The following is an 11,437-nucleotide window of genomic DNA, read 5'->3' as shown; positions in this document are numbered from 1 at the left end:
GGCGCGGCGGTGTCATCCGCCGCGCCGCCCCACCGGCCGTTTCGCCGTTTCGCCGGGTCAGCCGTTCGGCTTCTCGGGGTCGACGATGTCCTTGACGGCCGGTGCCTCGACCACCAGCGGCTTGTCGAATTCGGAGAGCTTCATCGTCATCGGGTCCTTGCCCTTGGCGTCGAGCTGGAGGATGTACGGCTCGCCCTCGGTGGCCACCAGCATGGTGTAAGTGTCCTCGCCGTCCTTTTCGGTGAGGCGCAGGGCGCGCTTGCCGTCGACGGTGGTCTCGCCGCCCCTTTGGGCCGCGTTGTCGTTCGCCTCGAAGCCCTTCAGCAGTGTGCCCAGGTCGCAGAGTTCGAGCATGTCCTTGCTGTCGGGGTCCGAGGCTGCCGACTTCATCCAGTGGCCCGCCAGCATCTCGACCGCGGCGTCGACGTCCTCGGCGGGCTCGCCCTTGGACTGCTCGCGCAGCAGGGCCTCGTCGAACTGCGTGTAGACGGTGTCACCGACCTTGCGGATTCCCATGGTTCCGGCCGGCCCGATGGACATGGTTCCGGCGCAGTTGCCGGAGGTCGAGGTGGCCAGGTGGGCGGAGACCTTGCCCTCGTCCGTCGTCGTGTCGACGGCGACAGTCATGGACTTCGCCTTCTTCGTGGTCGTGATGGCCTTGTTGGCGATCTCGGGGCCCGACATGCCCGCGAAGGGCCCGGCGTCCTTGGCGGAGGAGTCGGCCTTCGGCGCGGAGGACGTGCCGGTCCCGCAGGCGGCCAGGCCCAACAGGGTCACGGCGCAAAGGGTGTTGACGGTGGTGCGGGCGAGCAGGCGCATGACGGACGACTCCAGGAACGGGTGGTGCGTGCGCATGGTGACGCATCGTGGGCACGCCCATCGGGTGACGGTGACGCGTCAATGACAGCAGAGCTTGTGAACCGAGTCAACATGGCATCTTGGTTGTTGAGTGAATTGCGCTGTGAACTGATGCGGTCTGTCGGAGATCGGTATGCTCGCCGGCACAGCGCGGACGGACCTGGAGGACAGTCAGTGCCGGAGAACTCGACAGAGGTGACCGCAGCCGGAATCGCCCGGCTCGCAGGGGTGGGACGCGCTGCGGTCAGCAACTGGCGCCGCCGCCATGCCGACTTCCCCAAGCCCGTCGGAGGCACCGAGACGAGCCCCGCCTTCTCGCTCGCCGATGTCGAGGGGTGGCTGCGCGACCAGGGCAAACTCGCCGAGGTTCCGCTGCGCGAACGCGTCTGGCAGCAAGTCGTCGGGCACCCCGCCGGGCCCGTCCCCGCCCTCGTCCACACAGGCTGCGCCCTGCTGGTCCTGCGGAACGACCCCGCCGCCTGGCGGGAGATCAGTGGAGTGCCGGACGAGGCGATGGCCGGGGTGCTGTCCCTCGTCCTCGACGACACGCTCACCGCCTGTTTCGGGTCGGCCGCGGAAGTGGGGCGGGCCGTTCACACCCCGGGGCGCGCCGAACTCCTCCCGTCCGTCCCCCTGCTCCGGAGCGTCGCGGACATGGCCGCCGGGAGCGGGGCACCGCAGACCTTCGAGTTCCTGCTCGGCCGTCAACTCGATGCGAACCCACGTCAGTACACACTCACCCCGCCCGGACTCGCCCGCCTCATGGCCGCTCTGGTGACGGTGGACGAGCAGCAGCCCGCCCGCACCGTCCTCGATCCCGCCGCGGGCACCGGCGCGCTGCTCCGCGCCGTCGCCGGTCCGGGGGGCCTGTACGCACAGGAGAGCGACTCCGGCCTCGCCGCGCTCACCGCGCTGAGGCTGGCCCTGCACGCCGAACCCGGGCGCGCGCTCACGGCGCGGACCGGCGACAGCCTGCGTGCCGACGCCTTCCCGGGACTCGCCGCCGACGCGGTGCTCTGCCACCCGCCGTTCAACGAACGCAACTGGGGCCATGACGAACTCGCCTACGACCCGCGTTGGGAGTACGGCTTCCCGGCCCGCACCGAGTCCGAGCTCGCCTGGGTCCAGCACGCCCTGGCCCGTCTGCGCGAGGGCGGGACCGCCGTGCTCCTGATGCCGCCGGCCGCCGCCTCGCGCCGCTCGGGCCGCCGTATCCGCGCCGACCTGCTGCGCCGTGGCGCCCTGCGCGCCGTCATCGCCCTCCCGGCGGGCGCCGCGCCCCCGTACGGCATCCCGCTCCACCTCTGGGTGCTCCGCAAGCCCGGCGGCGGCCCGCCCTTCTCGCCCGCGCTGCTGCTCGTCGACACCACCGAGCCCGCCGAACCGCCCTCGGGCGTCCAGGCGCCCGCCCCCCTGCCGGGCGGGCGTGAGCGGATCGACTGGCAGGCGGTGCACAGTGCCGTCCTGGACGCCTGGCGATCGTTCGACGGTGCTGGTGCTGGTGCTGGTACGGGTACGGGTACGGGTACGGGTACGGGTACGGGCGGCGCCGGCTCGGGCGCGGGTGCGGAGGGAGCCGTCCACGCGGTCGGGGACGGCCTCGGCGAGAGCGGCCGGGACATGGGCCGCGCCGTCCCCGTCATCGAACTCCTCGACGACGACGTGGACCTGGCCCCCGCCCGTCATCTGCCGTCCTCCGCCGCTGCGAGTGGGCCCGCCGAACTGGCCGAGGTGCGGCGACGTCTCACCGAGACACTCGGTCTCGTCGGCACGCTCACCCCCTCGGCCGCGTCCTGCGCCGACCCGGCCCGCCGGCCCCTCACCACCATCGGTGAACTCGCCCGCGCCGGTGCGCTCCAGTTCCGTACCGGTGGCTCCGGCACCGGCACGGCCCGGGTTCTCACGGAGCATGACGTCCTCGGTTCCACCGCGCCCTCAGGCAGCCTGCCCGCCGACGGCCCCCCGGAGGAGCCGGTTCTGGTCGAGCCGGGCGATGTCGTCGTTCCCGTGCTCGGCGGCGGCTCCGTCGCCCGCGTCGTCGACGAGGCGACCGCGGGCGCCGCGCTCGGCCGCAACCTTCAGCTCCTGCGCCCCGATCCGGCCGCCCTCGACCCCTGGTTCCTCGCCGGGTTCCTGCGCGGCACCGCCAACAACCGCCGGGCCAGCAGTCACGCCTCCACCGCGACCAGACTGGACGCCCGCCGCCTTCGGATCCCCCGCCTGCCCCTGGCGGAACAGCGGCGCCACGGGGAGCGGTTCCGGGCCCTCGCCGCGTTCGAGGACGCGCTCCGGCTGGTCGGCCGACTCGGCGGACAACTGGTCCAGGGCATGTACGACGGGCTGACGGACGGCACGGTCCGGCCGGAGCGGCCCGATGCCGACCGCCCGCAGTGACCTGAGGCACAAGCCGTTCCGTACAACCCGGGGCGGGCCGTTCTCGTCGCCCTTTACGCTCGTATCCCGTGCGTGCACGCGTGCACGCAGACGTAATCGACGATCAGGTCCTCAGGAGCAGCCATGCACGCCCCGGAACATCCACCGACGCCGCCGCGCCGGGTTCCGGGCCGGGCGTGGATCGTGTCGATGCGCGTGCTGTTCACCGTGCTCTCTGTGGGCTCGCTCGGACTGCTGCTGTGGAGCCCGCTGCTCCGTCTCGCGATCGTGCGCCGCCGCGCCCTCGACTGGTGGCTTGCCGGGGCCGGATTCGCATTCGTCTGCGTACTGCTGCCGATCCTCGGCAGGGACGGGGACGACGAGCCCACCACCCTCGACGGCGTCCTCATCACCCTGTTGCTGTTCACGATGGCGGGCTCGCTCGCGTACTACTTCGTCGGGGACGTCCGCCACCACGGACGGCTCGCGCCGCCGCACCTCGTGGTCGGGCATCCGTCATGGCACGCAGGACACGGGTACGCGACCACGCTGCCGATGCCCGCTCCGACGTTCGGTCCGGCGCCCATGCCGCAGCCACCGCCGTACGGTCCGGTGCGGACGGGTGGGGGGCCCGCCGTCCGGCCGCCCGCCGTGCCCCCTTCCGGGCAGGAGCCCCGGCCGGAGCAGTGGCCACAGCCCCGGGCCCAGTCTCCGTCCCAGCCGCCCCAGTCCCAGCGCCCGTCCCCGCCGCAGCGCATCGAGCAGGTCCGCGCCGAACTCGACGAGTTGAGCGTCTACCTCCGCAAGGAGGAGGGCCGGTGAGCGGGCGGGTCATCGGCGGGCGGTACCGATTGGCGACGATCCTCGGCCAGGGCGGCATGGGCCAGGTGTGGACGGCTTTCGATCAGCGTCTGGACCGTCGTGTCGCGGTGAAGCTGCTCCGACCCGACCGGGTCATCGGATCCGCGGGCGCCGAGGCAGCGGACGAACTGCGCCGCCGCTTCGTCCGGGAGTGCCGGGTCACCGCGCAGGTCGACCACCCCGGCCTGGTCACCGTCCACGACGCGGGCAGTGACGAGGACGACCTGTACCTCGTCATGCAGCATGTCGAGGGTGCCGACCTCGCCGACCACCTCGCCGAGCACGACCCCTACCCCTGGCAGTGGTCCGTGTCCGTGGCCGCTCAGTTGTGCGCCGTCCTGTGCGCCGTGCACGCGGTGCCGATCGTCCACCGCGACCTCAAGCCCCGCAACGTGATCGTGCGCCCCGACGGCAGCGTCATCGTCCTCGATCTCGGCGTCGCCTCCGTCCTGGACACCGACACCACCCGTCTCACCCACACCGGCTCACCGATCGGCTCCCCGGCCTACATGGCCCCCGAACAGGCGATGGGCGGAGCCGTCGGCCCGTACACCGATCTGTACGCACTCGGCGTGCTGCTCCACGAACTCCTCAGCGGTGAGGTGCCGTTCGCGGGAACGACCGCGCTGGGCGTGCTGCACCGCCATCTCCACGAACCGCCGCCCCCGGTCCGGCGCGTGCGGCCCGACGTCCCCGAGCCGCTCGAAGCGCTGGTGCTGCGACTGCTGGCCAAGGACCCGCAGCACCGCCCGGCCGATGCCCAGGAGGTGTACGCGTACCTCGCGCCCCTGCTCCCCGCCCGGGACGCCGGGCTGCTCACGGGCCCCCTCGACCCCACCCGTCCCTTCCTGCGCCCGCACGCCCCGTGGCCCGACCGGTCCACCGCATCGTCGGCGCCCCCGCCCCCGTCGGCAGCGCCGTCCGGTCCGGCGCCCGCCCGGCCCGATGTCGCCGCCGCCGTCGACGACGTCAAGCGCCTGCTCGGGGAGGGACACGTCACCCAGGCCGTGGAGGTTCTCGGGGCCATCCTCCCGATCGCGGCCGAACAGCACGGCGCGGACTCCGCCGTGGTCCGCATCCTGCGCAAGCAGTACGCGGCGACACTCATGGACGACGGCCAGTACCGCCACGCTCTGCCCGAGCTGCGCCGCCTCGTGGACGACCGGGCGGCGCAGGCCGGTCCGGCCGACCCGCAGGTGCTCCAGTTCCGCCACGACGCGGCCCAGTGCCTGGAGCAGCTCGGCGAGCCGGCCGCCGCGCTCGCCGAGTACCGCGCGGTTCTGCCGTACCACGAGAGCCGACGTGCCGCGGGCGACGACCCGGCCCGCTCGTTCGAGATCCGCGACCGCATCGGGCATCTGCTGCTCGCCCTCGGCGACCACACGGGCGCGCGCGTGCAGTTCCAGGGGCTGTTCCACGACGCCGAGCGGGCGTACGGGCCGCACCATCCACTCCCCGTGGAGCTGCGTCGGCGGCTCGACCGGCAGGCGGAGCCGCGCCGAGGCTGACGCGGATACGGCGACCGGGCGAGGCCGTCGGTACGGCCGACGCCGCCTGAGGCCGACGTGCAGTGCCGCCGGGGCCCGTCGGAAACGGTCGGGGCCGGGCCAAAGAAAGGGCCGGGCCAAAGAAGGGGCGGGCGAATAGGTAATGGACACGCCAAATTTCCGCAAGGGATTGCTCCGGAACCCGCCAACCGTGAACATCGGCCGTCCTCGACATGACATCGTGCGATTCAGCCGCCGGGGCTGCTGACGATCCCGCTCGCCCCGTCGGCCTCACTCCTCTCCCCGGTCAGGCCCGCACCGGTACGGCCCGGTTCCGCCGATGCGCCCCCCATCCCGTCACCGCCACCAGCACGAGCACCGCGCCCACCCCCGCAGCCCCGCCCGCGCGCAGGCCCGGCGGCCGGAACACGCAGTCGACGGCCCCGCCGTGCGGCGGCACCGGCGTGGCGAGCAACCCCAGGCGGGTGTCGGCGGGCCGCCCCTGGCAGCTCCAGCCCGCGATCCGGGGCACCGCGATCACGGCCGTCCCGGTGCTGCCGGGCGGCAGCACGGCCCGGATGCCGTGCCCGGTGATGTGCACGGCCGTCGCCCCGGTGCGCTTCAGGCCGTCGACGGCCGAGGCAAGGCGCGTCCGGTCCAGGCAGCCGACCGCGTCCACCGGCACGGTGCCCTCGCCGACGGAGGTCAGGGCGATCCACGCGGAGGCCGGGGCGTTCCGTGCCGAGGAGCCGCCACCGATCGTCCCCAGACGTTCCACCGCCGCACGCCGGGCCGGGAGCCGACCCTTGAACGCGATCTCCGCTCCGGACCCGCCGAGGCGCGCCGAGCCGTACAGGTCCGGCGCCCACAGATACACCTCCGAGCGCGCCGGGCAGGTCGCGGTCAGGGTGTACCCGCCGCTTCCCACCCGGTAGTCGGTCCCGCCCCGGCCCGGCGTCGGCACCGCCGTCCCGGCCGCCGTGCGCAGCTCTGTCCGGGGCACCGTGTACACGGCGGCGCCGAGCAGTTTCTCCTGGTTGCGGAAGGGGGAACGGCCGTACACCGCGGGGCCGCCCGGTCGCCGCACCGTCACCAGCGGCGGCACGTCGGCGTGGCGCGTCGTCACCGTCCAGCCGTCCGGGGCGTCCACGCTCCGCCCCGGGACGCGGGTGCTGCGCAGCCGGGCGCCGACGGAGAAGATCGCGTCGGTGACGGGGTTGTCCAGGCTCTGAAGGGACCGGCCGTTCGACGTCCAGCCGCCGCCGAGCGAGCGCAGCGTGCGGGTCAGCACGGCGGGCGTGTGACTGCTGTAGTAGCCGCCGCCCTGGCCGCCCACCAGCAGCGGGTCGTTGCCGGTGGCCTGGAGGCGGCCCGGGTCGGTGCGGTGGCGCGGCCAGCCGTCGGCTTTCGCGACGGCCGCCGCCTGGTCCCGCTGCCGCGCGCCCCAGGGCGCGTAGTGGTCGAGCCGGCGCCGCTTCTGCAAGTCGCCGTACGCGGTGGTCGCGGCGGCCTGACCCGCCTGCGCGCCGATCAGCAGCACCGCGGCCAGCACCGCGAACCTCCGCCCCTTCGTGACCACGGCCAGCGCCGCGACGCTCGCCACCAGACCCGCCGCGAACAGCGGATACGTCCACGGCGTGACCAGGTCGCTGAAGCCCGCCCCGGCCGCCACCAGCCCCACCACCACGGCCCCGCCCAGCAGCGCCCGCCGGTCCGGCCACGCGTGCGCCACCGAGATCCAGGCGGCGATCACGACGATCCCGGCCAGCACGAACGTCTGCCGGTACGGACTGCCGTTGGGGGTGGCGAACGCGTGCCAGAGCAGATGGGTCGGCTCCCACTGCAACGACAGCGCGACCCCGACCACCAGCCCCGGCCACACCCACCGCTCGCGCCGGGGCACGGACCGCTGGAAGGCGAGGGCCGCCGCCAGCAGCAGAGTGCCGGTGCCGAGGAACAGCGCCGGGGTGAAGAAGCTGTACGTGGCGGGCAGCAGCCGGGCGAAGACGTCCGTCCAGGCGGCGGGCCCGAACGAACGGGTCCACCCCGGGTACGCGTGCTTCGTGCCCAGGTACACCGGGAGCAGCACCGGGGCCGCGATCCCGACGCCCAGCACCACCGTCGCCGCCGCCCGTCCCAGCCCCCGCAGCACCTCCGGCCGCTCCGCCCGCTCGGTGAACATTCGTACCGCGAGCACCAGCGCAGCCCCGAGCGTCGCCATGTAGGCGGTGTAGAAGTTCGCCGCCCACGCCAGCGCGACTAGCAGCGGCGCGGCGACCCGGTGCCGCCCGGTCCGGGCCCACTCACCGGCCAGGCAGAGCAGCGGCAGCGCGATCAGGCCGTCCAGCCACATCGGGTTGTACGAGGCCTCGACGACCGACCAGCCGCACAGCGCGTACGAACCGCCCAGCACCCCCGCCGCCCACCACTTCCCGCCGCGCAGCGTCGGCAGCAGCACGGCCATCACCGCCGCGGCCGACGCCATCTTCAGCACGGTGACCACATAGACCGCGAGATCGATCCTCTCGCGCGGGAAGACGCCGACGAGCAGGGCGAACGGGCTGGTCAGATAGGTGCCGAGATCCGGCAGGAAGCTCGTTCCGAACCCCGACGACCAGTTGAACAGCACCCCGCCGTCGGCGTTTTTGTGCAGCAGGTCCCACAGTCTCGCGTGAAACGGCACGAACTGGTTGCCCAGGTCGTTGATGCTGCGGGTGCGCGACCCGAACGGGAAACTGCGCGCCGCGGCGTCGCCCGCGCACACGGCGGCGACGGTGAGCAGCGCGGCGAGCGAGCCCGCGCGCAGGCGAGGGCGAGAAGTCGGCATACGCAGGAATATGCCAGCCTCGAACGTCCAATCCCGTTGCGAAATGGGCCAGTTCACTTGATGGACGTTCATCGGTCATTCGGATCGCCGGCTTCCGACATGTGGCCGGGTTCGTGTGGAGGAGTGCTGATCTCGCTGGTGGTGCCTTGTTTCAACGAGGAAGAGATCCTGGCGCGCTTCCACGAGCGCGTCACGGACGAAATGAACCGGTTGGGACACGACTTCCAGCTGGTGTACGTCGACGACGGCAGCGCCGATCGGACCCTGGCGATCCTCCAGGAGCTGGCCGCCACCGATCCGCGGGCCCGTTACGTCTCCTTCAGCCGCAATTTCGGCAAGGAGGCGGCCATGCTGGCCGGTCTCCAGCACGCCGAGGGCGACGCGGTCGTCATCATGGACGCCGACCTCCAGCATCCGCCGGAACTCGTGGGCCGGATGCTCCGGGAGCACGCGAACGGCTACGACCAGGTGATAGCCCGCCGCACGCGCGCGGGCGACCGGGTCACCCGCACCGTCACCGCGCGCGCCTACTACTGGCTGATCAACCGCATGGTCGACGTGGAACTCGTGGACGGGGTCGGCGACTTCCGGCTGCTGTCGCGCCGCACCGTCGACGCCGTGCTCGAACTCACCGAGTGCAACCGCTTCTCCAAGGGCCTCTTCGCCTGGGTGGGTTTCCGCACCACCACGTTCGGCTACGAGAACGCCGTACGCGAACAGGGCCGTTCCGCCTGGACCTTCGGGAAGCTGCTCAACTACGGCCTGGACGGGTTGCTCTCCTTCAACAACAAACCCCTGCGGGCAGCGCTCTACCTGGGCATGCTGCTGATGTCCGTCGCCTTCGCCTACGCGGCGTGGATCGTCGGCGTGGCACTGGTGCGCGGGGTCGACACCCCCGGATACGTCACGCTCATCGTGGTGGTCACCGCCCTTGCCGGCGTCCAGATGGTGATGCTCGGCGTGGTCGGCGAGTACGTCGGCCGCATCTACTACGAGGTGAAGCGGCGCCCGCACTTCCTGGTGAAGGCCACCGACGCCACGACGGCACGCCCCTCGGAACGCACGTCGGGAACCTCGTCGGCACCGGGGCGTCGGGAGCTCGCACGCCGATGACGGTCACCGCGCAGATGGTGCGCTTCGCCGTCGTCGGTGTCGTGAACACCGCTACGTACTATGGCTGTTACCTGCTCCTGCTGAACCCGCTGCCGTACATCGCGGCCCATGTGGCCGCCTTCGCGCTGAGCATGACCGGTTCCTTCTTCCTCAACTGCCGGTTCACCTACCGGACCCGGCCCACCTGGCGGAAGTTCCTGCTCTTCCCGCTCACCAACGCGGCCAACTTCGTCATCACGACCGGCGGGGTGTACCTGCTGGTCGACGTCGCCGGGCTCGGCAGCCGGTACGCGCCGCCGGTCGCGGCGGCCGCCGCCATCCCGATCACCTTCGTCGTCTCGCGCGCGATCATGCTGCGCCCGGACGCCCACCGGGCCCCCGCGGTGGCCGAACGTGTGCCCTGACCCCGCGGCGCGGGCGGGCGCCGACGGACCGCGACGGGCGCCGCGCGGGGCCCACATCCCCAACTCCTCCCGAATCGTTGGTCGAACCAGTGGCCCCGATGCCGTCCACTGCCTACCATCGATCACCGCAAGGTCTTGTGCACTGATGCACAAAGTCTCCCCGGGAGGTTCCTTTGCACCGCCGCCGTCGCACCGCGTTCATCGTCTCCGCCGCCCTGCTGGCCGGCGCCCCGCTCCTCACCGCCTGCGGCAGCGAGGCCCATCCGGGCGCCGCGGCCCTCGTCGGCGGTGACCGGATCGAGGTGTCCACCCTCCAGGGCCAGGTGGCGGCGGTGCGCGACGCCCAGCGCGACGCCCAAGGCGCCGACCAGCTCATCGACAACTCCGGACAGCTCGGCCGCGCCAAGCTGCACGGGCTGATCTTCGACAAGGTCCTGGACCGGGCGACACAGGACGCCGGTGTGACCGTCAACCGCAACGAGATCCAGCAGATGCGCAAGGCGGCGGTCGCCCAGTCCGGGGGAGAGGAACGACTGCGGACGGCGATGCTCCAGCAGAGCTGGGTCGCGCCCGACCAGATCGACGCCGTGCTGCGCGAGCAGGTCCAGCTGACGAAGCTGGCCGAGGCGCTCGGCGCCGACCTGCGGCAGCCCGAGGGACAGCAGGCCGTCGGCGCGGCCCTGAGCAAGGCGTCGAAGGCACTGAAGGTCGACGTGAACCCGCGCTACGGCACCTGGAACGACGAGCAGACCCAGCTCGCGGGCTACCAGGCTCCGTGGATCTCCCAGGTCACCAAGCCCGCCGGAGCGGGGCCGGAGGCCGGGGCGTAGCCGCGCCCGCCGGGGGCGGTGCGCACGGCGGCGGGGTCCGCCCAGGGATGATCCGTCGGACGCCGTACAGCCGACCGCCCCCTCTTTCCTGCCCTCCTTCCCGTCTCGGCTCCCCGCCGTCCCCGCCGCCGTTCCCGACGCTCCGTGCTCCCCAGGCATTTGCCTGTGCAAGGTAGTCTCCTCGGTCCGGCGCGATTCGTGGAAGTGAACGGGAGGGGCCACCCATGGCATGGGACGAGTGGGAGCAGATCAAGGCCGATGTGACCCATCGGCAAGCAGTGACAATGCAGTTGAATCATGTACCGGCTGATCCGGGCGCCTCGACCGGCACCGTCACCGGCGGACTGAAGTCCAGCAAGAAGGCATGGCTCACCGCGGGCGAAGGGATCGGTTCCTTATGTAAAGGCGTCGGTACCGCGTTGACCGAACTGGCGGACGGTCAGGCCGGGATCGGCCGGGTGGCGGATTGTCTGAGCGCGGCGGCACAGAAGGAGGTGTACGACTCCTGGAAGAAGTACGCCGAAGGCATCAGCGAGCGGTGCGGCTCCCTGCAACGACTCTTGGAACAGGTGGGCAACGACCAGCTGAAGACCGATGAAGCGGTCAGGGCCGAGATCGACAGGATGAGAAGGAAATACGCGGACACGGCACCTGTCGGCGGCCGGCCCACGGGCCGGTGACGGC

At 72.3% G+C, this 11,437-nt stretch carries 9 protein-coding genes; 7 read left to right on the top strand and 2 right to left on the bottom strand.

Translation table 11 applies throughout. The annotated features are described in order from the left end of the window. Nucleotides 1-57: 57 nt before the first annotated feature. Nucleotides 58-855: a hypothetical protein gene (locus ACFC79_RS33015; protein WP_376247973.1), complete on the bottom strand. Its 798-nt coding sequence runs from the start codon at nucleotides 853-855 to the stop codon at nucleotides 58-60. Nucleotides 856-1,032: 177 nt separating this feature from the next. Between ACFC79_RS33015 and ACFC79_RS33010 the strand changes: the two genes are divergently transcribed. The 3 genes from ACFC79_RS33010 (at nucleotide 1,033) to ACFC79_RS33000 (ending at nucleotide 5,600) form a co-directional block, all read left to right on the top strand. Then, nucleotides 1,033-3,252 carry an N-6 DNA methylase gene (locus ACFC79_RS33010; protein WP_376247970.1) on the top strand — a complete coding sequence of 740 codons (2,220 nt, stop codon included), beginning with the start codon at nucleotides 1,033-1,035 and terminating at the stop codon, nucleotides 3,250-3,252. 123 nt (nucleotides 3,253-3,375) lie between these two features. Next, on the top strand, nucleotides 3,376-4,053 hold the full coding sequence (locus tag ACFC79_RS33005; RefSeq protein WP_376247967.1) for a hypothetical protein: 678 nt from the start codon (nucleotides 3,376-3,378) through the stop codon (nucleotides 4,051-4,053). Continuing rightward, the gene (locus ACFC79_RS33000; protein ID WP_376247964.1) at nucleotides 4,050-5,600 is read left to right on the top strand and encodes a protein kinase; all 1,551 of its coding nucleotides are present in this window, start codon (nucleotides 4,050-4,052) and stop codon (nucleotides 5,598-5,600) included. The genes ACFC79_RS33005 and ACFC79_RS33000 overlap by 4 nt, the downstream gene beginning before the upstream one ends. A 286-nt stretch (nucleotides 5,601-5,886) precedes the next feature. Here ACFC79_RS33000 and ACFC79_RS32995 read toward each other — a convergent pair whose 3' ends face one another. Continuing rightward, nucleotides 5,887-8,406: a YfhO family protein gene (locus tag ACFC79_RS32995; protein WP_376247961.1), complete on the bottom strand. Its 2,520-nt coding sequence runs from the start codon at nucleotides 8,404-8,406 to the stop codon at nucleotides 5,887-5,889. A 123-nt stretch (nucleotides 8,407-8,529) separates the two neighbouring features. Between ACFC79_RS32995 and ACFC79_RS32990 the strand changes: the two genes are divergently transcribed. The 4 genes from ACFC79_RS32990 to ACFC79_RS32975 all read left to right on the top strand — a co-directional run bounded on the left by ACFC79_RS32990 (nucleotide 8,530) and on the right by ACFC79_RS32975 (nucleotide 11,433). After that, complete coding sequence (locus ACFC79_RS32990; RefSeq protein ID WP_376247958.1) at nucleotides 8,530-9,519, top strand: glycosyltransferase family 2 protein; 990 nt, start codon at nucleotides 8,530-8,532, stop codon at nucleotides 9,517-9,519. After that, nucleotides 9,516-9,923, top strand: coding sequence for a GtrA family protein (locus ACFC79_RS32985; RefSeq protein ID WP_376247956.1), 408 nt, complete (start codon nucleotides 9,516-9,518; stop codon nucleotides 9,921-9,923). Before ACFC79_RS32990 ends, ACFC79_RS32985 begins: the two co-directional genes overlap by 4 nt. Before the next feature lie 173 nt (nucleotides 9,924-10,096). After that, nucleotides 10,097-10,753, top strand: coding sequence for a SurA N-terminal domain-containing protein (locus tag ACFC79_RS32980; protein WP_376247953.1), 657 nt, complete (start codon nucleotides 10,097-10,099; stop codon nucleotides 10,751-10,753). Between the two features lie 224 nt (nucleotides 10,754-10,977). Then, nucleotides 10,978-11,433: a hypothetical protein gene (locus ACFC79_RS32975; RefSeq protein WP_376247950.1), complete on the top strand. Its 456-nt coding sequence runs from the start codon at nucleotides 10,978-10,980 to the stop codon at nucleotides 11,431-11,433. The last annotated feature ends 4 nt before the right edge of the window (nucleotides 11,434-11,437 follow it).

The sequence above is a fragment of the Streptomyces sp. NPDC056061 genome (genome assembly GCF_042266885.1).
Lineage (GTDB): Bacteria > Actinomycetota > Actinomycetes > Streptomycetales > Streptomycetaceae > Streptomyces.
Note: the sequence above shows the minus strand (reverse complement) of the source record. Positions and strands in the feature narration are given on the sequence as shown.